Here is a 22,785-nt window from a genome sequence, read left to right as displayed (position 1 = left end):
CGTGTGGCGATCCCGTCAGGACATCTCGGGCCGGCCGGCGCGCCAGTACCCCATGAAGGCCACGGCGTGCCGATCGACGCCGCGCTCGGACACGAGGTGACGGCGGAGCTCCTTGATGGGGGATGCCTCGCCGGCGAGCCAGGCGAAGAACGGCGCGTGCCCCAGCGGCTCGCCCTTGGCGTCGTGGGGGACCTCCCACAGCATGACGCTGTCGATGTCGACGTCCTCGAGCTCCGCGACGGGCGTGCGCGTGCCGTCGAGCACGCGCTCGGCGGCGGCGCGCACGGCGGGGACGAGCTCCGACCCGACGGGACGATCGCCTCGGGCGACGACGACGACCTCGACGCCGGCGGGTGCGGGGCTGAGCGCCGCCGCGTCGTCCGGGTGGGGAACCTCGATGACGGCCGTCCCCTGCGCGAGGGGGTCGAGGCGCTCGAAGATGCCGGAGACGGCGGGCAGCGCGGTCTCGTCGGCGGCGATGAGCACGCGACGCGCCTCGGCCGGGGGTCGCCAGTCCACGCCGCCGTGGAAGTCGCCCTCGAATCCGCGGTGCGGAACGCAGACGATCAGCTCGTCGCCGGGCTTGGCGTCGAGGGCCCATGCGGAGGCGGGTCCGATGCGGCCGTGCAGGGCGATGTCGACGTCGAACTCGGATGCCTCGGGGCGCACCTCGCGCACGGTGTAGGTGCGCATGATCGGTCGCACGGCGTTGTCGAGCTGCCGCCACGCGAGATACCAGTCGTCGCCGGGGGGCATCGCGTCGAGCCCCACGCCGGGGACGGGGAAGAGGATCTTGAACCGCTGGTCGAGCCGGTTGTCGGCGACCGAGGCCAGCTCGGGGCCGGTCAGGGTGAAGCGCCGGAACGTCGGGCTCAGCACTTCGATGCGAGCGACCGAGGCTCGCATCGGCACGTGGGCGATGTGGGGGGAGCGGGTGAGCGTGTTCACTTAGGGCAGGCTAACCGAACTGGCGCGGATCTGCCAGTTCGGTTTCCACCGTCAGCGCAGCTCGGACTGTCGCCGTGCCACGATCCGCTCGACGCGGGGGAACAGCGGGTGATCCGTCGGGAGACCCGTGATGGCGGTCGTCGCGGCCGCGGCATCCTGATCGCGCAGCAGCTGCTGGAGCTGCGCGACCTGCTCGTCTGCGGGGTCGTCGAAGGCCAGGGCGGCGCCCATCGCATCGACGAGGGCGTCCACCGGCAGTCCGCGCTCGGCGGCCTCGGCGGCGGGACCCACGAAACGCTCGTGTCGCGAGAGCTTGCGCAGCGGTTGCCGGCCCACCCGGCCCACGGTGTCGGGGAGTGCGGGGTTGCGGAAGCGTCCCAGGATCGTCGCGCGGTACTCCGACAGGTGGGCGGGGTCGAGCTCGTGCTTGGCGGCCAGGAGCGCCGAGGTCTCCTCGAGCACGGCCGACACGCGCTCGGCGATCGCGGGATCCGCGAGCGCGTCGGAGATCTTCTCCGCGCCCGCGAGCGCACCGTAGTACGCGGTCGTGGCGTGGCCGGTGTTGACCGTGAAGAGCTTGCGCTCGATGTACGGGGTGAGGTCGTCGACGAAGTGCGCGCCGGGTATCGCCGGCGGGTTCGACCCGAACGGGCCCCGCTCGATCGCCCATTCGTAGAAGGGCTCGACCGTGACATCCACCCCGGGGTTGTCCTGCGGGGCCGGAACGATGCGGTCGACGGCCGTGTTGGCGAACACGGCCCGCGCGGAGATCGCGTCCCAGGCCTCCGCCGCCTGGTCCCGGATGTGGTCCCGCAGGGTGTCGGTCGCGCCGATGGCGTTCTCGCACGCCATGATCTGCAGCGGGGGCGACGACGGGTCGCGCAGTGCGAGACCCGCGAGGATGAGCGGGGCGACGAAGCGGAGCACGGTCGGGCCGACCGCGGTGGTCACGACGTTCGCGCCCGCGATCTCGTCGATGACGGCCTGGGGGTCTTCGGCGCTGTTGATCGCGCGGAAGCCCGTCACGGTCTTGTCGGTGCCGCCCTCGCCGACCTCGTGCACCGTGTACGAGTCGTGGGCGTTGATGGCGTCGACGAGATCCGCCGCGACGTCGGAGAAGACGAGCTCGTACCCGCCCTCGTGCAGGAGCAGCCCGACGAAGCCGCGGCCGATGTTGCCGGCGCCGAAGTGAACCGCCTTCACGACTCGTTCACCGCCGAGAGGAGCGAGAAGAGCTCATCGGGGGAGGAAGCGGCCTTCAGCTTCGCGACCTCGTCCTCGTCGGAGAAGAGGATGGCGATCTGCGACAGGATCTCCAGGTGCTCGTCGCCCTTGCCGGCGATCCCGATCACGAACGTGACGTGCTCGCCGCCCCAATCGATCCCGCCGTCGTAGCGGACCACAGAGAGGCCGGACTCGAGGATCGCGTCCTTCGTCTCGTTCGTGCCGTGCGGGATCGCGAGCTCGTTGCCCATGTACGTCGAGACGGTCTGCTCGCGCAGCTGCATCGCGTCGAAGTAGGCGGTCGTGACGCACCCGGCCGCTTCGAGGATGTCGGCGGCCTCCTTCATCGCCTCTTCGCGCGTTGCGGATCCTGCGTGGATGCGAACCTGACCCAGGGAGAGGACGTCACGTGCCATGTCATTGCCTTTCGTTGAAGAGCTGTCGCATCCCCGTCGTGACGGCCGCAGGTGACGCGGGCGGGCACCGCGGGGAAGCGGATGCCGGGACAGAAGCAGTGGGGTCGGGGGCGTCACGCCGCCCGACCCCACCGCGTTCAGTGCCTACGCACCATCCTGGTGCTGATCGCGCACGAGATCCACGACCTCGTCGTACTTCGGCGAGTTCATGAAATTGTCGACCGATACGTGGATCGCGTCGGGCGTCTGGTGCCGGGCACGGTCGGTGAGCTGGTTCTGCGTGATCACGAGATCGGCGGAGGCATCCAGGTTCGCGATCGCCTTGTTGGTGACCGTGACGTCCTCGATGCCCGCCTTCTTGATCTTGTTGCGCAGCACGCTCGCGCCCATGGCGGAGGAGCCCATGCCGGCGTCGCACGCGAAGACGATCGTCCTCACCTGCCTCGTCGTGACGACTCCGCCGTCCAGGCGGCCGCCGGTGTCGGCCTCGCTTTCGAGGCGGTCCACCGCCTCGCCGGCCGCGCGCACGGCTTCGCGGTCACGGCCGTCGGACGCCCGCAGGGCGTCGAGGGCTGCCGAGGACTTGCCCTTGTTGGCCGCGGTCTGCGAGACCGCCGCGGCGAACTCGTCGCCCTCCGCGAGCAGGTCGCGCTTGCGCGTCGCGCGCAGGATGACCGACGCGATCACGAAGCTCACCGCCGCCGAGAGGATGACCGAGAGGATCACGCCGATGTAGCTGTCGCTGGCCGTCTGGGCGATCACCGCGAAGATGCTGCCCGGAGCGGCCGGCGCACGCAGGCCCGCGTCGAAGATCATGTTCGTGGTGACGCCCGTCATGCCGCCGGCGATCAGCGCGACGATCAGTACCGGCTTCATCAGTGCGAAGGGGAAGTACACCTCGTGGATGCCGCCGAAGAACTGGATCACCGCGGCACCGGGAGCCGAGGCGCGGGCCGCGCCGATCCCGAAGATCGTGAACGCGAGCAGCAGGCCGACGCCGGGGCCGGGGTTGGCCTCGAGGAGGAACAGGATCGACTTGCCGTCCTCCGCCGCCTGGCTGATGCCGAGCGGCGTGAGCACGCCGTGGTTGATGGCGTTGTTCAGGAAGAAGACCTTCGCGGGCTCGATGATGATGCTGGTCAGCGGGAGCAGATTCGTCTCGACGAGCCAGTTCACCGCCGTGCTCAGCACGTTCATGATGCCGTTGACCAGCCAGGCGACGGGGAAGAAGCCCACGATGGCCATCACGAAGCCCCAGATGCCGGCCGAGAACATGTTGACGAGCATCTCGAAGCCGGCCTTGATCTTGCCGTCCCAGAGGCTGTCGAGCCAGCGCATCGTGTAGGCCGCGAGCGGTCCCATGATCATCGCGCCGATGAACATGTGGATCTGGCCGAGCGGGGCCTCGCCCTCGGGGAGCGTGGCGTTGAAGTTGGCGATGAGCAGGTCGGAGCCCGCGATCGCACCCATCACCGCGATGGAGGCGACGACGCCTCCGCGGATCTTGTAGACCATGTAGCCGGCCGTGTAGGCGATGAGGATCGGCAGCAGGTAGTGGATGATCGGGCCGACCATCGTGGAGAGGTCGGCGTTGGGGGTCCAGCCGACCGGGATGAAGAACGCCGTGATGATGCCCCACGCGATCAGCGCGGGGATGTTCGGCATGATCATGCCGGAGAGGAACGTGCCGAATCGCTGGACCGCGACCCGGGCACCGCCCCTCTGCGCGGCAGGTGACGTCGTCGTCATGACTGTGTCTCTTTCTCTCAGTGAGCGGCGGGGGCCGCGTGTGGGCTGGCGGCCTGCTGGGCCGCCTGTCGGGCTGCGGCCGCTTCGTTCGCGGCCAGGGCGGCCTCGGCGATGCGGCGGGCATCCTCGAGGGAGTGGGTGAGCAGAGTCGCGCGCACGTCGGCCAGCGCGGTCGGGGCCATCGACAGGCTCGTGGCGCCGAGGCCGACCAGGACCACCGCGAGCAGCGGGTCGGCCGCGGCCTCGCCGCAGATTCCGACGGGCTTGCCGGCGGCGCCGCCCGCGGCACCGACCTCGCGGATCAGCCGCAGCACGGCGGGGTGCCACGGATCCTGGAAGGAGGCGACCGACCCCAGCAGCCGGTCGGCCGCGAGGGTGTACTGCGTCAGGTCGTTCGTGCCGATCGAGGCGAAGTCGGCGTGGGGGAGCACGCGGTCGGCGAGGAGGGCGATGGAGGGCACCTCCACCATGACGCCGGCCGTCTTGATGCCGTACTCGCGCGCGAGCGAGACGAAGTACTCGGTCTCCTCGACGGTGGACACCATCGGTGCCATGACCCAGAGATCGGCGGATGTCGCGGCATCCGCCTCGGCCAGGGCGGTGAGCTGCTCGCGCAGGATGTCCTCGCTCGCGCGCAGCGCGCGCAGGCCGCGAAGCCCGAGCGCGGGGTTCTCCTCGTGGGCGTCGTTGAGGAACGGCAGGGGCTTGTCCGACCCCGCATCGAGCACGCGCACGACGACCTTCTTGCCGGGGAACGCCTCCAGCAGCTGCGTGTACGCGGCCCTCTGCTGCGCGACGGTGGGTGCCTGGCTGTGGCTGAGGAAGAGGAACTCGGTGCGGAAGAGCCCCACACCCTCGGCGCCCAGCTCGACCGCCTCGGCGGCGCCGGCGGGGGAGCCGAGGTTCGCCAGGAGCGGGATCGCCGTGCCGTCGGCGAGCGCGCCCGGTGTCACGGGCGCGTCGGCCGCGGCCGCGCGCTGAGCGGCACGGTTCTGCGCTCGCGAGAGCTCCTCGGCCGTCGGGTTCCGCACGACGACGTCCGCCGCGGCATCCACGATCACGATCTCACCGTCGACGAGGTCCTTCGCGCCGGCGACGCCGACGACCGCGACGATCGCCTTCTCCCGGGCCAGGATCGCCGTGTGGGAGGTCGGTCCGCCCTCGGTGGTCACGAGCGCGAGAACCTTGTCCAGGTCGAGCAGCGCCGTGTCCGCGGGGGCGAGGTCCTTCGCGACGAGGACGAACGGATGCCCCGGATCGGGCACCCCGGGTGCGGGAACCCCCCGCAGGCGCGCGATGACGCGCTGGGCGACGTCGTCGAGATCGGCCGCGCGCTCGCCGAGGTAGCCGCCGACGGCCTCCAGTTGCGTGCGGAAGGAGTGGAAGGCGTCGTAGACGGCGAACTCCGCCGTCTTGCCGGCGGCGATGCGCGCGTCGAGCTCCTCCTCGAGGGTCGGGTCCTCGGCCATCATGGCCTGCGCCTCGAGAACCTCCTGCGCGGCTCCGCCCGCGGCCGCCCCGCGCTCCTCGAGTTCCCGTGCCACCGCGGCGACGGCATCGCGCACGCGCGCCGTCTCCTCCGCGGCGGTCAGCTCGCTCGCGACGTCGGCGGGCGCCGGCAGCGGCTCGGCCATGCGGGCCACCGGACCCTGGGCGACGCCCAGCCCGATGCCCACGCCTCTCAGCTCGGCCATGCTCACGCGGCGTCGTGGTCGGTCGTGAGCAGCTCGGCGAGCGCGTCGAGCGTCTTCTCGCCCGCGCTTTCGTCGTCGGTCTCGACCGTGAGGGTCACGTAGTCGCCCTGCTCCACGCCGAGCGAGATGACGCCCAGGATGCTGGCGGCGTTGACCGGCTTGCCTGAGTCCTTGGCGACCGTGACGGGCATGCCCGCCTCCTTCGCTGCTTGCGCGAAGAGCTTCGCGGGGCGCGCGTGGAGTCCATGGGACGAGCCGATGCGGACGGTGCGGGAGATTTCGGCCATGGTGGGGTTCCTTCCGGTCAGGCGTTCAGGGCGGTGGGTGCGCCGCTCAGGAGCGGCCGCACCAGGTCGAGGGTTCGGGTGCCGTCGAGGTCGGAGAAGACATCGTCTGGCAGGGCGAGCACCGGGACGCTCCGGTGAGCGCTCTGGGCGTGGACGCGGGGCATCTCGTCCCGCAGGTGGGGCCCGAGCAGGAGGATGTCGGCCGAGTCGATGTCGATCGGGAGCGATTCGCGCGTTCCGGCGACCGCGTGCAGGGCGATGCCCTGCGACTGGGCGGCGCGGCGCAACCGCATGGCGACGAACGTGCTGGACGCGCCCGCGCTGCACACAACGAGGATCCTCATCGATCCGGTCACCTCCTCCGTAGACCTATCCTGCGAGGATGCTGGGAGCGGGTAAAGGCACACCGTCTTCCGCCCCGGCGGAAACCGCCTCGCACACGCGTGATTGACTGGGGTCGGGGGCGTCGGTGGTCGCGCCCGAGGAGAGGGACGGACAACGCAGTGACCAGGGCGCGTCAGGACCGCGTCGTCGCGCTGCTCGCCCGCGACCGCGGGTGGGTCACCGCGGCGACTCTCGCCGACGCGCTCGGCGTCACTCCCCGCAGCATCCGCACATATGTCACCGCGGTGAATGCGCGGGCGGGTGCCGCAGATGCGATCGAGTCCGGACCGCACGGCTACCGGATCGATCCCGCCGCGCTGCCGCGTCTGCGCGAGACGGGAGCCGAGACCGGCACGCCCCGCGACCGGCTCCACTCCCTCGTCCGCACCCTCGTCGACGCCGATGACGGGATCGACGTGCACGAGACCGCGGCTCGCCTCTACGTGAGCGACGCGACCTTCGACGGCGACCTGGCGCGCGTGCGCGGGCTCATCGCCGGCGGGGGGCTCGTGCTCGAGCGCCAGGGCACGCGGGTGAGGCTGAGGGGACCGGAGGAGGCGCAGCGGCGCCTGCTGAGCCGTCTCGTGCACGACGAGATGGATGCCGGTGCCCTCGACATGCCCCTTCTGCGTCGCTCCCTCGGCGCCGAGTACGTCGATCCCGACGCGCTGCAGGCCTTCAAGTCGGCGCTCGTGGCGGAACTGCCCGCGCTCGGGTACTACGTCAACGAGTTCGGCATCACCGACGTCCTGCTGCACGTGGCCATCGCCGTCGACCGCACGCGCCGGCGGCGCACGATCGAGGAGCCGGGCGCAGCCTCGCCGCCCGCGGACCGGATCGCCGAGGTCGTCGGCGCGCTCGCCCAGAGCCACTTCGACGTCAGCCTGGGCGCCGCCGACACGCAGCACCTGGCCACGCTGCTCCTGACGCGTGTCGTCGCCCCCGCAGCCGAGGGCGAGAACGATCCGCGTGAGCGGCTGGATCCGCAGGTCGAGGGCGCCGTGCGGGACGCGGTCGATCGCGCCGCCGCGGAGTTCGCCGTCGATCTCGGGCACGACGACTTCGTCCTGCGCCTCGCCCTGCACGTGCAGAACCTGCTGCACCGCGCGCGGGTGGGCGCATGGTCGCGCAATCCGCTCACCCGCTCGATCAAGTCGAGCTATCCGATGATCTTCGAGGTCGCGGTCTTCATCGCCGTGCAGCTGCGGGAGAGCCTCGGGCTCGACCTGCAGGACGACGAGCTGGCATACATCGCCATGCACGTGGGAGGGCGTCTCGAGCGCAGCCGCCGCGCCGACGCGATCGTGACCGCCACCATCGTGTGCCCGGGCTACTACGAGCTCCACGAGCTGCTGCGCTCGAGCGTCGTGCGCTCCCTCGGGCAGGACATCGAGGTCGTCTCGGTCGAGACCCGGGCCGACCCCGACTGGGCGGCGCTCGGCACCGACGTCATCCTCACGACGATCGCCGCGCCCGCGGCATCCGACCGCGTCGTGCAGGTGCAGCCCTTCCTGACCGAGTCCGATGTGGAGCGCGTGCGGGGCGCGGCGGCCCGTGTGCGTCGCGGCCGGCGGCTCGCGCGACTGCGCGCCGAGCTGGAGCAGTACATGGATGCCGCGTCGTTCGTGCGCGGATTCGAGGGGATGGGCGACGAGGAGTCCGCGATCCGGAGGCTGGGCTCGCTGCTCGTGGCCCGCGGCGTGATCGACGACGACTACATCGAGCGCACGATCGAGCGGGAGCGGCTGTCGTCGACGGCCTTCACGGATGCCCTCGCGGTTCCTCACGCGCTGACGATGTCGGCGACGCGCACGGCGATCGCCGTGGCGGTGTCGGAGCAGTCGATGGGGTGGGGCGAGAACCGCGTGCAGGTCATCGCGCTCGTGGCGTTCAGCGAGAGCGACCGCGCGGCATTCCAGACGATCTTCGAGCAGCTTGTCGAGGTGTTCTCCGAGCGCGACAGCGTGCAGCGCATCGTGCGCCGTGGCGTCGACTACGCCGGATTCATCGACGAGCTCGTCGCGGTCATCGACGGCTGAGCGCCGCCCCCCCGTACAGTGGGGGCGGCGCGATGCGAGGAGGACGATGGCGGAGCGGACGGTGATCGTGACCGCGGCCGAGGGGCTCCATGCGCGCCCCGCGGCGGAATTCGTCCGGCTCGCCCACGCCCACCCCGGCGCGGTCGTCGTGCGCGCGCCGGGTCGCGAGCCGGTCGACGGCGCGAGCATCCTGGGCGTCATGACCCTCGGGGTGGACCGGGGCGAATCCATCGTCGTCTCGGTCGAGGGCGCCGACGCGGAGGCGCTCCTGGACCGGCTGGAAGCGCTGCTCGACCCCGCCTGAGGGCGCGGTCAGCGCGCATGCGCGGCGAGGCGTGCGCGGAGGCCGGTGCGTACCGCGGGCCACTCGTGCGGGAGCACCGAGTACACCACCGTGTCTCGGAGCACGCCGTCCGCGCTGATGCTGTGATTGCGCAGGACGCCGTCGGGCCGCGCCCCCAGCCGCTCGATCGCCGCGCGGGACTGCCGGTTGTGCCAGTGGGTGCGAAACTCCACGGCGATGGTGTCGCACCCCTCGAACGCATGGGTCAGCAGCAGCAGCTTCGCCTCCGTGTTGATCCCGGAGCGCTGCGCCGATGGAGCCAGCCAGGTGTAGCCGATCTCGACCCGACGATTGTGCTCGTCGATGTTGCAGAACGTGGTCATTCCGATCGTTCGACCGGACGCCGCATCGCGCACCGCCCACGGGTTCATGCGCCCCGCAGCATGCTCCGACAGCCTCCTCTGGATCGCCGCGGCGACCTCGGCCGGCGCGGGGACGCTGGTGTACCACGGGCCCGCGTCGCCGAACTCCCGTGCGGCGCGCTCGAGGTCGGATGTGTGCTTGGTTCGCAGGGGCTCGAGCCGCACGACGTCGCCGGCCAGGATCAGGGGCGTGGTCAGCGGCATCCCTCGATCGTATTCGGGCAGTCGGGTGTATAGCGCTCCGCTCCCCGGTTCGCGGCGCGGGGACGGGACCCGGATCCAGTCCTCGCGCCACTTCTCCTCGAGGAGGGCCTGTTCGCTCGTGCGGGGGCTCAGGACACCAGGGCCCGGGCGGCCTCCTCGAGGCGGGCGAGGCGTCCCGCGGCGTCCTCCGCGGAATCCGCCCGGACGTCGAGGTAGATCTTGAGCTTGGGCTCCGTGCCGCTCGGGCGCACGATGACGCGCGACCCGTCGTCCAGGGTGTAGCGCAGCACGTCGCCCGGCACCGTCCCGTCGGTGGGGCGCAGCAGGTCGTCGGCGCGCAGGATGCCGACGCCGCCGAACTCCGACGGCGGCTGCGCACGCAGCCGCGCCATGACGTCGGCGATGATGCGCAGGTCGGTCACCCGCACCGACACCTGGCCGCTGCGGAAATGACCGAAGCGCGACGCGAGCTCCTCGAGCATGCCGGCGAGCGAAGACCCCTCTGCCCGCGCCGCGGCGGCCAGGCCGAGGACGGCGATCGCGGCCGAGATGCCGTCCTTGTCGCGCACGGTCTCGGGATTGACGAGGTACCCGAGCGCCTCCTCGAAGCCGAAGAGGATGCCGGGGGCTCGCGAGATCCACTTGAAGCCCGTGAGCGTCTCGTGGAAGTCGAGCCCGTAGTGCCGGGCGATCTCCCCGAGCCCGGGCGACGAGACGAGCGAGCAGGCGAGGGATGCCCCGGCGGTCGCACCGGCGTCTCGTGCCGCGCGTGCCGCCCGCCAGCCCAGGAGCAGGCCGACCTCGTTGCCGGAGAGCACGCGATAGCCGCCCTCGGCGTCCACCGGGACGGCCACGGCGAGGCGGTCGGCGTCCGGGTCGTTCGCCAGCACGAGGTCGGCGCGGACCCGCCGCGCCTCCTCGAGGGCGAGGTCCATGGCGCCCGGCTCCTCTGGATTGGGGAACGAGACCGTCGGGAACGAGGCGTCCGGGTGCAGCTGGGCCTCGACGTTGTGCGGCGCGGGGTATCCGGCGCGCTCGACGATCCGCGAGAGCGTCTCCCACCCGACGCCGTGCATCGCCGTGTACACCCACCGCAGCGCGTCCGCCCCGGCGGGCGCGGGGGCGACGGCGGCCGTGGCGCGGGCGTAGGCGTCGACGACGGACTCGGGCGCCGTCTCGTATCCGGTGGATCGCGGGAGAAGCGGCACCCGCTCGGTGGTCGCGACCCGCTCGATGTGCGCCGCGATCTCGGCATCGGAGGGCGAGACGATCTGGGCGCCCCGGTCCGCGCCCCCGAGGTAGACCTTGTATCCGTTGTCCTCCGGGGGATTGTGGCTCGCGGTGACCATCACGCCGGCATCGGCGCCAAGGTGGCGCACCGCGAAGGCGAGCACCGGCGTCGGGAGCAGGCGGGGCAGGAGGATGGCGCGCAGCCCCGCGCCGGCGAAGATCTCCGCCGAGTCGCGGGCGAAGACGTCGGAGTTGCGTCGCCCGTCGTAGCCGATGACGACGGAGGGCGCCGCGCCGTCGTCGGCACGCTCGCGCAGATAGGCGGCCAGCCCCGCGGCGGCCTGCGCGACGAGGACGCGGTTCATCCGGTTGCTGCCCGCCCCCAGCGCCCCCCTCAGGCCCGCCGTCCCGAACGCCAGACGCGCGCCGAACCGGTCGGCGAGGTCCGCGGATGCCGCGGCGTCACCCGCGTCGGCGGAGGCGATGAGCGCCTCCAGCTCCGCGCGGGTCTGCGGGTCGGGATCCTGCGCGAGCCAGTCGCGCGCGGCCGCGAGGGGTGCCGCGGCATCCGCCCCGTTCACATCGCCCCGATCACACGGGCCAGGAGGGACGAGATCACCGGCTCCGCCTCGCGGCCGGCCTCGATGACCTCCTGGTGGCTCAGGGGCGTGCTCTGGATGCCGGCGGCCATGTTCGTGATCAGCGAGAAGCCCAGCACCTCCATGTCGGACTGCCGTGCCGCGATCGCCTCGAGCGCCGTCGACATCCCCACGATGTGCCCGCCGATCGCCTTCGCCATACGCACCTCGGCCGGGGTCTCGTACTGGGGTCCGCGGAACTGGCAGTACACGCCTTCGTCGAGGGAGGGGTCGATCGTGCGCGCCAGGTCGCGCAGGCGCTGCGCGTAGAGGTCGGTCAGGTCGATGAACGTCGCACCCTCGAGCGGGGACGCCGCGGTGAGGTTGATGTGGTCGCTGATCAGCACGGGCTGTCCCGGCTTCCAGGCGCCCTTGATGCCTCCGGCGCCGTTGGTGAGCACCATGGTGCGCGCGCCGGTCGCCGCCGCCGCGCGCACGCTGTGCACGACGCGACGCACGCCGTGGCCCTCGTAGTAGTGGGTGCGCGCGCCGATCACGAGCACGCGCTTGCCGCGCGGGGTGACGACGCTTCGGAGCGTCCCCCCGTGCCCCTCCAGCGCGGGGCGCGAGAAGCCGGTCACCTCGGTGGCGGGGAACTGGGCCACGGTCTCGCCGATGAGCTCTGCGGCCTTCCCCCAGCCCGACCCGAGCGTGAGCGCGATGTCGTGCTGCTCCACGCCCGTCAGGCGCGCGATGTCGTCCGCCGCGCGTCCGGCGACCTCGAAGGGGTCGGCGGTCGGGTCATCCAGCGGATTGATGATGTGCTCTGGCATGGGTCCACTTTAGGAACAGCGGGAGCCACCGGCCAGCCACGCCGCACGGTGCCCCGTGTGTCGGATGACACAATGGGGTGCATGCCGGGTGAGTTCGAGACGACACAGCGGATCGCGATCATCGGCGGGGGGCCGGGCGGGTACGAAGCGGCGCTCGCCGGGGCGCAGCTGGGGGCGGAGGTGACGCTCATCGAGCGCGCGGGCGTCGGCGGGTCCGCCGTGATCACCGACGTCGTGCCGTCGAAGACCCTGATCGCGACGGCGGATGCCGCGTCGGCGATCAAGGAGGCGAGCGACCTCGGCGTGCAGTTCTACACGCGCGGCGGCGACGGGAAGGCGAGCCGGCCCGAGGTCGCCATCAATCTCTCCGCCATCAACAAGCGGCTCCTGGCGCTGGCTCGGCAGCAGTCCGAGGACATGCGTCAGAGCCTCGCTGACGCGGGCGTGCGCATCATCTCCGGCCACGGACGCCTCGAGGGCCGCGATGCGGTCATCGTGTCCACCGGTCCGGGAGGCACCGACTTCGACCGCGTCGAGGCCGACACCTTCGTGGTGACGGTCGGGGCGTCGCCGCGCGAGCTCCCGAACGCCATGCCCGACGGCGAGCGCATCCTCACGTGGACCCAGCTGTACGACATGCCCTCGTTGCCTGAGCACCTCATCGTCGTGGGATCGGGTGTGACGGGAGCCGAGTTCGCTTCCGCGTATATGAACCTGGGTGCGAAGGTCACGCTCGTCTCGAGTCGCGATCAGGTCCTCCCCGGGGAGGACGCGGATGCCGCGGCCGTGCTCGAGAACGTGTTCAAGCGCGGCGGGATGACGCTGCTGTCGAAGGCCCGGGCCGAGTCGGTGACCCGCGAGGGGGACGGCGTCGTCGTGGCGCTCGCCGACGGCCGCCGCATCGAGGGCAGCCACTGCCTCATGGCGGTCGGATCCATCCCCAACACGGCGGGGATCGGGCTGGAGCAGGCGGGGGTCCAGCTCACCGACTCCGGTCACATCCGCGTCAACCGCGTCGCGCGCACGTCAGTGCCGAACATCTACGCCGCCGGCGACTGCACGACGTTCGTGCCGCTCGCCTCGGTCGCCTCGATGCAGGGCCGCACGGCGGTCTTCCACGCGCTCGGGGATGTCGTCATCCCCGTCGAGCGCCGCCGCATCGCCGCGAACATCTTCACCGCCCCCGAGATCGCCACGGTCGGCTGGTCGGAGGCCGATATCGTCGCGGGCCGCATCGAGGGCGTCGTGCACAAGCTGCCGCTGTCGGCCAACCCGCGCGCGAAGATGATGGGCATCAAGGACGGGTTCGTGAAGATCATGGCCCGCAAGGGTTCGGGCACCGTCATCGGCGGCGTGATCGTCGGCCCGAAGGCCTCCGAGCTGATCTACCCGATCGCCGTCGCCGTCGACCGGCGCCTGAGCGTCGACCAGCTCTCGCGCGCCTTCGCCGTCTATCCCTCCCTGACGGGCAGCATCACGGATGCCGCGCGCGCGATGCACATCGTCGACCGCGACCACGAGCAGTACTGACCCGCGGCATCCGCGGGCCTGGCGTCCGCTCGGGACGGCCGTGCGTCAGGAGATCGTCAGAAGCTGGTGGCCGGCCGACACGGTCGTGCCGGGGCTCGCGTCGATCGCGCCGATCGTGCCGTCCTTGTGGGCCTGGATCGGCTGCTCCATCTTCATGGCCTCGAGCACGACGACGAGGTCGCCCTTGACGACCTGCTGACCCTCCGCGACGGCGATCTTGACGATCGTCGCCTGCATGGGGGAGCGCACGGCGTCGCCGGATGCCCCGGCCACGACGCTCGTCGCGTGGCTGCGCCGTGACGGCGGCACAGCCGCGGGCCGGCCGGCCGTCCCGACGGGCTGCGCGACCCGGTCGGGCAGGCTCACCTCGAGGCGTTTGCCGCCGACCTCGACGACGACGGTGTGGCGGCCCTGGTCGGGGGCCGTGTCGCCGAGCTCGCCGTCCCACGGCGGGATGTCGTTGTCGAACTCGGTCTCGATCCAGCGCGTGTACACGCCGAACCGACCGTCCTCGGCGGTGAAGGCGGGGTCGCGCACGACCTTGCGGTGGAACGGCAGCACGGTGGGCATGCCGGCGACCTCGAACTCGTCGAGGGCGCGCCGCGCGCGGCTGAGCGCCTCGGCGCGGTCGCGGCCGGTCACGATGATCTTCGCCAGCAGCGAGTCGAAGGCCCCGCTGACGCTGTCGCCGGCCGTGACACCGGAGTCGAGGCGGATGCCGGGGCCGCCGAACGTCTTGAAGACGTGGATCGGGCCGGGCTGGGGCAGGAAGCCGCGGCCCGGGTCCTCCCCGTTGATGCGGAACTCGATGGAGTGGCCCGTCACCTCGGGGTCGTCGTAGTCCAGCAGCCCGCCCTCGGCGAGCCGGAACTGCTCGCGGACGAGGTCGAGTCCTGTGACCTCCTCCGAGACGGGGTGCTCGACCTGCAGGCGGGTGTTGACCTCGAGGAAGGAGATCGTGCCGTCGGCGCCGATGAGGAACTCGCAGGTCCCCGCCCCGACGTAGCCGACCTCGCGGAGGATCGCCTTCGACGCGTCGTAGAGCACGCGCGTCTGCTCCTCGGTGAGGAAGGGGGCGGGCGCCTCTTCGACGAGCTTCTGGTGGCGGCGCTGCAGCGAGCAGTCGCGGGTGGAGACGACGACCACATTGCCCGCGGCATCCGCGAGGCACTGCGTCTCGACGTGGCGCGGCTTGTCGAGGTACTTCTCGACGAAGCACTCGCCGCGCCCGAAGGCCGTAACCGCCTCGCGCGTCGCCGACTCGAACATCTCGGCGATCTCGTCGAACTCCCGCGCGACCTTGAGGCCGCGTCCGCCGCCGCCGTAGGCGGCCTTGATCGCGATCGGCAGGCCGTACTCGCGGGCGAAGGCGACGACCTCGTCGGCCGAGTCCACGGGGCCGGGGGTCCCGGGCGCGAGGGGTGCCCCCACCTTCTCGGCGACGTGGCGCGCGGTGACCTTGTCGCCCAGCGCGTCGATGGCGTCGGGCGAGGGGCCGATCCATGTCAGGCCCGCCTCGATCACGGCGCGCGCGAACGCGGCGTTCTCGGCGAGGAAGCCGTAGCCGGGGTGCACCGCATCGGCGCCGGAGCGTCTCGCGACGGAGAGGATCTTCTCGATCGAGAGGTACGTCTCGGCGCTGGTGGCACCCCCGAGGGCGTACGCCTCGTCGGCGAGCCGCGCGTGCAGCGCATCCCGATCCTGGTCGGCGTAGACGGCAACCGAGGCGATTCCGCTGTCGCGGGTGGCTCGGATGATACGGACGGCGATCTCGCCGCGGTTGGCGATGAGGACCTTGCCGATCTGAGGCATGAGTGTCAGCCTACCGACGCGCGGGGCGCCTCCTTTGCGCCACTCCCACAAAACACTCCCGGAGGCGTGGGGAGATCCCTACAAGTCCCGCCACAGGCGGGTCCAGTCCACTCCCAGCTCGCGCACCAGCCTCCGCAGCGTGGACAGCGACATCCCGACCACCGTGGAGGGGTCTCCCTCCACCCTCGTGATGAACGCGCTCCCGAGGCTGTCGACGGTGAACGCACCCGCGACGTTCAGGGGTTCACCGGTCGCGACATAGGCGGCGATCTCGTCGTCCGTGACGTCGTCGGCGAAGGTTACCGATGCCTCGGCGACGGCGTGCTCCTCGCGCGCGCCGGCGCCGGGGGAGATGCGGAAGACGGAGTGCCCCGAGTGCAGCACGCCGGTGCGTCCGCGCATGCCCTCCCATCGGGCGCGGGCGTTCGCGGGGGTGTGCGGCTTTCCGAGCACCTCGCCGTCGAGCTCGAACATCGAGTCGCCCCCGACGACGAGGCCGTCGAAGGAGGGGTCCTCCTCGGCGAGGCGCGCCGCGACATCCGCCGCCTTGCGCCGTGCCAGTAGCAGAACGTGCTCGGCGGGCTCGAGGATGCGGGACTCGGCCGCCTCCACGGCGGCGATGACCGACTCCTCGTCGACGTCGGGAGCCATCGTGAGGGGCTCGATGCCGGCCTGGCGCAGCAGCATGAGGCGTGCGGGCGAGGTGGAGGCGAGGCAGAGACGCATGGGGCTACCGTAGCCGGGCTGTGGAATGCTCGACGCGTGGAAGAGCCAGCCGTCCTCGAGCTCGAGATCACCGACGTCGCGCACGGAGGGATCGTCGTCGCGCGCCACGACGGGCGGGTTGTCTTCGTCTCCGACGCGATCCCGGGCGAGCGTGTGAGGGCGCGGGTGGCGGATGCCTCCAAGGCGTCGTTCTGGCGCGCCGACACCCTCGAGGTGCTCGAGGCCTCCCCCGACCGGCGGGCGCGGCACGTATGGCCGGAGGCGGACCTGGCCCGCGATCCTCGCGACCGCCCGGGCGGCGCGGACTTCGGGCACATCACGCTCGGGCGGCAGCGTGCGCTGAAGGCCGACGTGCTGCGCGATGCGCTCCAGAGGTTCGGCGGCGTCGGGTGGGATGTCGAGGTGGAGCCGGTGAGCGGCGAGGACGCCGACGGGCGGGGGTGGCGGACGCGGCTCAGCCTCCACGTCGACGCCGGAGGCGCCATAGGCCCCGTCGCGGCGCGCAGCCACCGGGTCATCCCCGTGGCGACCCATCCCCTCGCGACGCCCGAGATCGCCGCCGCGGCGGCCGCGCTCGGGCCTGCCGCGCCGGGCCGCGTGGACCTCGTGCAGCCCGGAGACGGCCGTGTCCGGATCGTCCCGCGGCCCGACCGGCCGGGCAGGTCGCGGCACTCCCCACGACGCGGCACGGATGACGCGGGGAGCGAGATCGTCGTGGAGGAGGCGGCGGGCCGATCCTTCGCCCTCGACGCGGGCGGCTTCTGGCAGGTGCACCGCGGTGCGGCCCGCACGCTCGCGGGCGCCGTGGCGGAGGCGTTGCGCGGCGCCTCCTTCGAGCCGCAGGCTGCCAACCTCGACCTGTACGGGGGAGTGGGGCTCTTCGCCGGCGTCATGGCGGATGTCGGGGGCCCAGGCACACGCGTCGTCACCGTCGAGTCGGCCCCGCGCGCCACCTCGCACGCCGTCCGCAACCTCGCCGACGCCGCCGGCGTCGAGGCCGTCACGGCGCGGGTGGATCGGTATCTGGCGGGCGCGGAACCCGCTCCACGGGCCGAGCGCCAAGCCGCGACGGTCCTCCTCGACCCGCCGCGGGCAGGCGCCGGCACGGCGGTCGTGGAGGCGATCGCCGCCCGGGAGCCGCGCACCGTCGTCTACGTGGCGTGCGACCCCGTCGCGCTCGCGCGCGATATGCGCACCTTCGGGCTGCACGGCTACGAGCCCACGAGCGTGAGGGCCTTCGACCTCTTCCCCAACTCGCACCACGTCGAGGCGCTCGCGGTGCTGCAGCGGCGACGCTGACGGCCCGACCGTGGCGGGCCTCGCCCGGCCCGTTAGTCTGGTCGCATGACGAGGGTCGCACTGATCGATGATCACGAATCCGTGCGCCTGGGACTGGAGGCCGCGCTGGCGCGCGTCGGCCACGACCTCGTCTTCTCCGGGGCCACCGTGGACGACTACCTGCAGTGGCGGTATCGCGAGCGCTCGGCTCCCGCCGATGTGGTCGTGCTGGATCTGAGCCTCGGCGACGGTTCCACCGTGACCCAGAACGTGACGCGCGTGGTCTCCGACGGGTCGAGCGTCATCATCCACTCCGTGGCCGACCGGCCGGCGGCCGTACGCGAGGCCCTCATGGCCGGGGCGGCGGGGGTCGTGAGCAAGAGCTCGCCCACCGGCGGCGTGATGGATGCGATCGGCACGGTCGCGCGCGGCGAGAGCCTCGACAACGTCGAATGGGCGAGCGCCATCGAGGGCGATCGTGCGTTCGGCGACGCGCAGCTGTCGGCGAGGGAGCGGGAGGTGCTCCGCCTGTACGCCGCGGGGCTGCCGCTGAAGGTCGTCGCCGACCGGCTGGGGGTCGCCTACTCCACGGCCAAGGAGAACATCACCCGCGTGCGGGTCAAGTACGTCGAGGTCGGCCGCCCCGCCCCGACGAAGGTGGATCTGCTGCGCCGGGCGATGGAGGACGGACTCGTCCAGCCCTCGGAGGAGGGCTCCGGTGTCGATTGACGCCGGTGCTCCCCCGACGGACCGCGCCTGGGGGCACATCCCCCAGGGCCGCTTCGCGGCAGCGTGGCAGGGGACGTTCACGCGGCGGCGGATCGAACGGATCACCGGGATCGCCGTGGCGGTCGCGAGCCTGGCCCTCGGCATCCAGTCGCTGATCCTCGCCATCTCGAACGACGGCGGGCTGCGACCGGGGTGGAAGATCCCCCTGCTGGTCATCACGTTCGGGTCGCTCGCGGTGATGGTCGTCGCGTGCATGTTCGAGCGCACCGCCCGGGTCGTCGCCGGCGCGTTCGCGATCCTCTTCGTCGGGCTCCTCGCGGTGTGGCCGATCGCGACCGCGGGGGTGCCCATCGGCCCCACCCCCGAACCGTGGCCGTGGTATCTCATCAACGTCGCGACGATCGCGGCGGTCATCGCCTTTCCGCCGGCGCTGCAGATCGGCTGGACGATCGCGACGCCCCTGCTCTACGGCGTGGTTCGCATCGTGCAGGGCGACTTCGCCCCCGATTTCTGGATAGCGCTGCTGTTCGAAGTGCCCTATTCGCTGATCCTCGGCGTGCTCCTGCTCACGCTCGTGACGATCTTCCGGCGCATGGCCTCCGGCGTGGACCGCGAGCGGGCGCGCACCGTCGAGGGCTACGCCAAGGCCGCCGCGGCGGAGGCGGCGCAGGAGGAGCGGGTCGCGGTGTCCGCCCTCATGCACGACAGCGTGCTCGCGGCGCTCATCGCCGCGGAGCGGGCCGACGGGCCGCGGGCGCGCTCCCTCGCCGTGTCGATGGCGAGAGAGGCGCTGGAGGGGCTGGCGGAAGTGGATTCCCCCGAGGCCGAAGCCGCCGCCCAGACCCAGAGCTTCGCAGGGCTGGCCCGCGGCATCCAGGTCTCCATGGCGGACATGGGGGTGCGGCTCATCGTGCGCGTGGAGGGCGACGGCGACGAGCCGTCCATCCCCGGTGCGGTGGGCGCGGCCTTCGTCCGCGCGAGCGCGCAGGCCGCGGCGAACGCCGTTCAGCACGCCGAAGGGAAGGGCCTCACCGCGCTCGTGCGGCGGCCCGAGTCGCTCGCGCCCGAAATGCCGGGAGTGGAGATCGTCGTCTCCGACACGGGCACAGGGTTCGACATCGACGCGGTCCCCGACGACCGGCTGGGTATCAGCGCCTCCATCCTCGCCCGTGTCGCAGCCGTGGGCGGCACCGCCCGTATCGAGTCCTCGCCGCGCGGGACCATCGTCACGCTGACGTGGCGGCAGGAGGCGTCGTGACCGTCCGCGCCGTGCTATCCGTTCTCGCTCTCGCCTTCGCCGCCTACCAGGCGGCGAGGGGCATCATCTGGACGCCGGAGATGCCGGATCGGCCGTGGCTGCTGATCGCGGCCATCTCGCTGTATCTCGTCACCACTGCGGTCTGCGTCGCAGTCACTCCGCGCACGCCCCCCGGCGAGCCGCGCCGGGCGGAGCCCATGCCATGGTGGGCGGCGATCCTCGCGCTCGTGGTCGCCGGCGTGGTTCCCACGGCCACCGGGCTCGCCCTCGGCGACGCGGGCGCCCGCACGGCGACCTACGGCACATGGTACGTCGGGGGGCTCGGGGCTCTCATGGTCGTCGTCATGGTGCGGCGGCGCACCGCGACCGCGTGGATCGGCGCGGTCCTGCTCTCGGTCGGGGCGATGGTGTGGCTCGGACCGCTCGATGCCCTCGGGCAGGGGCTCGTCGGCTCCATCGTGTGGATCGGGGTCGCGCACCTCCTGGTCTTCCTCATCGATCGGGCGGAACGGGACGCCGACCAGCTCGCCGAGCTCCAGGCCGTCACGTCCTCGTGGGAGGCGGCGCAGGAGGGACGCGAGCGGGAGCGGCGCGTGCAGGTGCAGCGGGCGCTCGCGGTGGGCGGACCGATCCTCACACGGGTCATCGCGATGCACGGCGTCCTCTCCGACGACGAGAGGCGGGAAGCGGCGATCGCCGAGGCTCGACTGCGCGACGAACTGCGCGGTCCGCGGCTTCTCGACGACGCCGTGCGAGCCGAGATCGACGCTGCCCGGCGCCGCGGTGCCCAGGTGAGCGTGTTCGACGAGGGTGGCCTCGAGGGTGTCACGGACGATGCGCTCCGTGCGATCAGGCAGGAACTCGCCGACACCCTGCGGGGCTCGACCTCGAACCGCATCATCATCAGGACCTCGCCGGATGCGCAGATCGCGGTGACGGTCGTCGGCCGACTCCTCGTCGACGAGTCGGGTGACGACGCGGTCGACCTGTGGCGCGAGATCAGGCATCCGGGCCGGTAGGCGGACACCCCGACGCGCCGCTCCGGCGGGGGGACGAACCGGAGCGACGCGTTCGGATGAAGAAGGAGAGGGGCGGCGAAGCCGCCCGCCCCTCTCCAGGTTGCGGACAGGTTACCCGAAAACCGTCCGCGAGGCCGCTGTCCCGAAAGTCGGGGGTCGCAACCCTACGCATGATCGCGTCACGCTCTACAAGTATGCGTCGGCCCCCCGGCGCCGTCTGTAGGTACTTTGGGGGACAGGTGGCACGGCGGTGCGTCGCGGCATCCATTGTTTCGGCCGCCGACGACGCGGGGAGGCGTTCCGGCCGGTCTCAGCCGGCGAATCCGGCCCAGCCCGCACCGCGGTCCAGGGGGCGCCGCAGGCCCCGCGCGCTGCGTGCCCAGGCCGAGGGACGGGTCTCCTCCGGCGCCGTCGCAGAGCTGGCCTCGGCGGCGTAGGCCTCCGAGACCACCGCTATGAGAGCGGCGAGTTCGTCGACCGTGGGGGTGCCCCGACGCACCTCGATCGAGGGTGCGGGTCGGTCCTCCGGGGCGGCGTCGCCGCTCACAGCGGGATGTTCCCGTGCTTTTTGGGGGGCAGGCTCGCGCGCTTGTTCCGCAGGGCGCGGAACGCCTTCGCGATCGCGACCCGGGTCGCGGCGGGCTCGATGATCCCGTCGAGCTCACCGCGCTCTGCCGCGAGGAAGGGAGAGGCCACGTTGTACGTGTATTCGTTCGCCAGGCGCGTGCGCACGGCGGCGACGTCCTCGCCGGCGGCCTCGGCGCGCTTGATCTCGCCGCGGTACAGGATGTTGACGGCGCCCTGGCCTCCCATCACGGCGATCTCCGCCGTCGGCCACGCGAGGTTCACATCGGCGCCCAGCTGCTTCGAGCCCATCACGATGTAGGCGCCGCCGTAGGCCTTGCGCAGGATGACGGTGACGAGCGGAACGGTCGCCTCGGCGTAGGCGTACAGGAGCTTGGCGCCGCGACGGATAACGCCGGTCCACTCCTGGTCGGTCCCGGGCAGGTAGCCCGGAACGTCGACGAGGGTGAGGATCGGGATCGAGAACGCGTCGCAGAACCGCACGAAGCGGCTGGCCTTCTCGCCGGCGTCGATGTTGAGGGTGCCCGCCATCTGCGACGGCTGGTTCGCGATGATTCCGACCGATCGCCCCTCGACGCGGCCGAATCCGATCACGATGTTCGGCGCGAACAGCGGCTGCACCTCGAGGAATTCGCCGTCGTCGACGAGCCGCTCGATGACCTGGTGGATGTCGTAGGGCTGGTTCGGCGAGTCGGGGATCACGGCGTTCAGTGCCCGATCGGCATCCGTCGTCTCGAACTCGAACCCGGACTCGTAGGTCGGCAGCTCCGCCATGTTGTTGTCGGGCAGGAAGCCCAGGAGCGTCCGGACGTAGTCGATCGCGTCGTCCTCGTCGTCGGCGAGGTAATGCGCGACGCCCGAGCGCGTGTTGTGGGTGTGGGCGCCGCCCAGCTCCTCCATGCCGACGTCCTCGCCGGTGACGGTCTTGATGACGTCGGGGCCGGTGACGAACATCTGGCTCGTCTTGTCGACCATGACGACGAAGTCGGTGAGGGCCGGGGAGTAGACCGCCCCTCCCGCGGCGGGCCCCATGATGATCGAGATCTGGGGGATGACGCCGGATGCCGCGGTGTTCAGGCGGAAGATCTCGCCGTACTTGCCGAGCGCGACCACGCCCTCCTGGATGCGTGCGCCGCCGGAGTCGAGGACTCCGATGACGGGCATGCCCCCGCGCAGGGCGAACTCCATGATCTTGATGATCTTGTCGCCGGCGACCTCGCCGAGCGAGCCGCCGAAGGTGGAGAAGTCCTGCGCGTAGACGGCGACGGTGCGGCCGTGGATCGTGCCGGTGCCCGTGACGACGGAGTCGCCGTACGGGCGCGCCTTGTCCATCCCGAACGCGGTCGTGCGATGCCGCACGTATTCGTCGAACTCGACGAAGCTGCCCTTGTCGACCAGCAGCTCGATGCGCTCGCGGGCCGTCAGCTTGTCCTTCGCGTGCTGCTTCTCGCGCGCCTTCTGCTCGGCGGCGACGACCGCTTTGTCGTAGCGGGCGCGCAGATCGGCGATCTTCCCTGCGGTGGTCAGGTCGGGCTGCTCAGTCACGGACTTCACTCT

The 22,785-nt window shown here is 71.8% G+C and carries 21 protein-coding genes; 7 read left to right on the top strand and 14 right to left on the bottom strand.

Features of this window, described 5'->3' with window-relative positions:
• Positions 1-15: 15 nt before the first annotated feature.
• The 7 genes from RYJ27_RS09060 to RYJ27_RS09030 all read right to left on the bottom strand — a co-directional run bounded on the left by RYJ27_RS09060 (position 16) and on the right by RYJ27_RS09030 (position 6,662).
• Complete coding sequence (locus RYJ27_RS09060) at positions 16-948, bottom strand: siderophore-interacting protein (protein ID WP_330169997.1); 933 nt, start codon at positions 946-948, stop codon at positions 16-18.
• A gap of 51 nt (positions 949-999) precedes the next feature.
• A complete protein-coding gene (locus RYJ27_RS09055; protein WP_330169996.1) occupies positions 1,000-2,151 on the bottom strand; it encodes a mannitol-1-phosphate 5-dehydrogenase in 1,152 nt (383 codons plus the stop codon).
• Positions 2,148-2,588: a PTS mannitol transporter subunit IIA gene (locus tag RYJ27_RS09050; protein ID WP_330169995.1), complete on the bottom strand. Its 441-nt coding sequence runs from the start codon at positions 2,586-2,588 to the stop codon at positions 2,148-2,150. Before RYJ27_RS09050 ends, RYJ27_RS09055 begins: the two co-directional genes overlap by 4 nt.
• A gap of 144 nt (positions 2,589-2,732) precedes the next feature.
• Entirely contained in the window at positions 2,733-4,337 is a 1,605-nt protein-coding gene (locus RYJ27_RS09045) for a PTS mannitol transporter subunit IIBC (protein ID WP_330169994.1), read from the bottom strand.
• A 17-nt stretch (positions 4,338-4,354) separates the two neighbouring features.
• On the bottom strand, positions 4,355-6,031 hold the full coding sequence (gene ptsP, locus RYJ27_RS09040; RefSeq protein WP_330169993.1) for a phosphoenolpyruvate--protein phosphotransferase: 1,677 nt from the start codon (positions 6,029-6,031) through the stop codon (positions 4,355-4,357).
• A 2-nt stretch (positions 6,032-6,033) separates the two neighbouring features.
• Positions 6,034-6,318, bottom strand: coding sequence for an HPr family phosphocarrier protein (locus RYJ27_RS09035; RefSeq protein ID WP_330169992.1), 285 nt, complete (start codon positions 6,316-6,318; stop codon positions 6,034-6,036).
• Between the two features lie 17 nt (positions 6,319-6,335).
• Positions 6,336-6,662, bottom strand: a complete 327-nt coding sequence (locus tag RYJ27_RS09030; RefSeq protein WP_330169991.1) for a PTS sugar transporter subunit IIB — start codon at positions 6,660-6,662, stop codon at positions 6,336-6,338.
• Between the two features lie 159 nt (positions 6,663-6,821).
• Between RYJ27_RS09030 and RYJ27_RS09025 the strand changes: the two genes are divergently transcribed.
• Positions 6,822-8,741: a BglG family transcription antiterminator gene (locus RYJ27_RS09025; RefSeq protein ID WP_330169990.1), complete on the top strand. Its 1,920-nt coding sequence runs from the start codon at positions 6,822-6,824 to the stop codon at positions 8,739-8,741.
• Positions 8,742-8,787: 46 nt separating this feature from the next.
• Entirely contained in the window at positions 8,788-9,045 is a 258-nt protein-coding gene (locus tag RYJ27_RS09020; protein WP_330169989.1) for an HPr family phosphocarrier protein, read from the top strand.
• An 8-nt stretch (positions 9,046-9,053) separates the two neighbouring features.
• Here RYJ27_RS09020 and RYJ27_RS09015 read toward each other — a convergent pair whose 3' ends face one another.
• The 3 genes from RYJ27_RS09015 to RYJ27_RS09005 all read right to left on the bottom strand — a co-directional run bounded on the left by RYJ27_RS09015 (position 9,054) and on the right by RYJ27_RS09005 (position 12,291).
• Positions 9,054-9,650, bottom strand: a complete 597-nt coding sequence (locus RYJ27_RS09015) for a GNAT family N-acetyltransferase (protein ID WP_330169988.1) — start codon at positions 9,648-9,650, stop codon at positions 9,054-9,056.
• A 128-nt stretch (positions 9,651-9,778) separates the two neighbouring features.
• Positions 9,779-11,461 carry a phospho-sugar mutase gene (locus RYJ27_RS09010; RefSeq protein WP_330169987.1) on the bottom strand — a complete coding sequence of 561 codons (1,683 nt, stop codon included), beginning with the start codon at positions 11,459-11,461 and terminating at the stop codon, positions 9,779-9,781.
• Positions 11,458-12,291, bottom strand: coding sequence for a purine-nucleoside phosphorylase (locus tag RYJ27_RS09005; RefSeq protein WP_330169986.1), 834 nt, complete (start codon positions 12,289-12,291; stop codon positions 11,458-11,460). The genes RYJ27_RS09010 and RYJ27_RS09005 overlap by 4 nt, the downstream gene beginning before the upstream one ends.
• A gap of 81 nt (positions 12,292-12,372) precedes the next feature.
• Between RYJ27_RS09005 and RYJ27_RS09000 the strand changes: the two genes are divergently transcribed.
• Positions 12,373-13,821, top strand: a complete 1,449-nt coding sequence (locus tag RYJ27_RS09000) for an NAD(P)H-quinone dehydrogenase (protein WP_330169985.1) — start codon at positions 12,373-12,375, stop codon at positions 13,819-13,821.
• A 45-nt stretch (positions 13,822-13,866) separates the two neighbouring features.
• Here the strand turns inward: RYJ27_RS09000 and RYJ27_RS08995 are convergent, their stop codons facing one another.
• Positions 13,867-15,633 (bottom strand): acetyl/propionyl/methylcrotonyl-CoA carboxylase subunit alpha, encoded by a 1,767-nt coding sequence (locus RYJ27_RS08995; protein ID WP_330169984.1) that lies wholly within the window; start codon positions 15,631-15,633, stop codon positions 13,867-13,869.
• A 78-nt stretch (positions 15,634-15,711) separates the two neighbouring features.
• The gene (locus tag RYJ27_RS08990) at positions 15,712-16,359 is read right to left on the bottom strand and encodes a Maf family protein (protein WP_330172036.1); all 648 of its coding nucleotides are present in this window, start codon (positions 16,357-16,359) and stop codon (positions 15,712-15,714) included.
• Between the two features lie 36 nt (positions 16,360-16,395).
• Between RYJ27_RS08990 and RYJ27_RS08985 the strand changes: the two genes are divergently transcribed.
• From RYJ27_RS08985 to RYJ27_RS08970, 4 genes are read left to right on the top strand one after another with little or no spacing between them, the layout of a single operon-like run.
• Positions 16,396-17,658, top strand: a complete 1,263-nt coding sequence (locus tag RYJ27_RS08985; protein ID WP_330169983.1) for a class I SAM-dependent RNA methyltransferase — start codon at positions 16,396-16,398, stop codon at positions 17,656-17,658.
• A 45-nt stretch (positions 17,659-17,703) separates the two neighbouring features.
• Positions 17,704-18,366 carry a response regulator transcription factor gene (locus RYJ27_RS08980; protein WP_330169982.1) on the top strand — a complete coding sequence of 221 codons (663 nt, stop codon included), beginning with the start codon at positions 17,704-17,706 and terminating at the stop codon, positions 18,364-18,366.
• Positions 18,356-19,624 (top strand): sensor histidine kinase, encoded by a 1,269-nt coding sequence (locus RYJ27_RS08975; protein WP_330169981.1) that lies wholly within the window; start codon positions 18,356-18,358, stop codon positions 19,622-19,624. Before RYJ27_RS08980 ends, RYJ27_RS08975 begins: the two co-directional genes overlap by 11 nt.
• Positions 19,621-20,643: a hypothetical protein gene (locus RYJ27_RS08970; protein WP_330169980.1), complete on the top strand. Its 1,023-nt coding sequence runs from the start codon at positions 19,621-19,623 to the stop codon at positions 20,641-20,643. Before RYJ27_RS08975 ends, RYJ27_RS08970 begins: the two co-directional genes overlap by 4 nt.
• Before the next feature lie 310 nt (positions 20,644-20,953).
• Here RYJ27_RS08970 and RYJ27_RS08965 read toward each other — a convergent pair whose 3' ends face one another.
• Both RYJ27_RS08965 and RYJ27_RS08960 read right to left on the bottom strand, forming a co-directional pair.
• Positions 20,954-21,190, bottom strand: a complete 237-nt coding sequence (locus RYJ27_RS08965) for an acyl-CoA carboxylase subunit epsilon (RefSeq protein ID WP_330169979.1) — start codon at positions 21,188-21,190, stop codon at positions 20,954-20,956.
• A complete protein-coding gene (locus tag RYJ27_RS08960; RefSeq protein WP_422732827.1) occupies positions 21,187-22,773 on the bottom strand; it encodes an acyl-CoA carboxylase subunit beta in 1,587 nt (528 codons plus the stop codon). Before RYJ27_RS08960 ends, RYJ27_RS08965 begins: the two co-directional genes overlap by 4 nt.
• Positions 22,774-22,785 lie beyond the last annotated feature (12 nt).

Source organism: Microbacterium limosum (genome assembly GCF_036324365.1).
Taxonomy (GTDB): Bacteria; Actinomycetota; Actinomycetes; order Actinomycetales; family Microbacteriaceae; genus Microbacterium; species Microbacterium limosum.
The sequence above is the reverse complement of the archived record's forward strand: the minus strand, read 5'-3'. Positions and strand labels throughout refer to the sequence as shown.

Excerpts from the sequence above, each read along its gene's own strand:
- RYJ27_RS09050 (WP_330169995.1), bottom strand. The coding sequence starts at position 2,588 with ATGGCACGTGACGTCCTCTCCCTGGGTCAGGTTCGCATCCACGCAGGA.
- RYJ27_RS09045 (WP_330169994.1), bottom strand. The coding sequence starts at position 4,337 with ATGACGACGACGTCACCTGCCGCGCAGAGGGGCGGTGCCCGGGTCGCG.
- ptsP (WP_330169993.1), bottom strand. The coding sequence starts at position 6,031 with ATGGCCGAGCTGAGAGGCGTGGGCATCGGGCTGGGCGTCGCCCAGGGT.
- RYJ27_RS09035 (WP_330169992.1), bottom strand. The coding sequence starts at position 6,318 with ATGGCCGAAATCTCCCGCACCGTCCGCATCGGCTCGTCCCATGGACTC.
- RYJ27_RS09030 (WP_330169991.1), bottom strand. The coding sequence starts at position 6,662 with ATGAGGATCCTCGTTGTGTGCAGCGCGGGCGCGTCCAGCACGTTCGTC.
- RYJ27_RS09020 (WP_330169989.1), top strand. The coding sequence starts at position 8,788 with ATGGCGGAGCGGACGGTGATCGTGACCGCGGCCGAGGGGCTCCATGCG.
- RYJ27_RS09015 (WP_330169988.1), bottom strand. The coding sequence starts at position 9,650 with ATGCCGCTGACCACGCCCCTGATCCTGGCCGGCGACGTCGTGCGGCTC.
- RYJ27_RS09005 (WP_330169986.1), bottom strand. The coding sequence starts at position 12,291 with ATGCCAGAGCACATCATCAATCCGCTGGATGACCCGACCGCCGACCCC.
- RYJ27_RS09000 (WP_330169985.1), top strand. The coding sequence starts at position 12,373 with ATGCCGGGTGAGTTCGAGACGACACAGCGGATCGCGATCATCGGCGGG.
- RYJ27_RS08995 (WP_330169984.1), bottom strand. The coding sequence starts at position 15,633 with ATGCCTCAGATCGGCAAGGTCCTCATCGCCAACCGCGGCGAGATCGCC.
- RYJ27_RS08990 (WP_330172036.1), bottom strand. The coding sequence starts at position 16,359 with ATGCGTCTCTGCCTCGCCTCCACCTCGCCCGCACGCCTCATGCTGCTG.
- RYJ27_RS08980 (WP_330169982.1), top strand. The coding sequence starts at position 17,704 with ATGACGAGGGTCGCACTGATCGATGATCACGAATCCGTGCGCCTGGGA.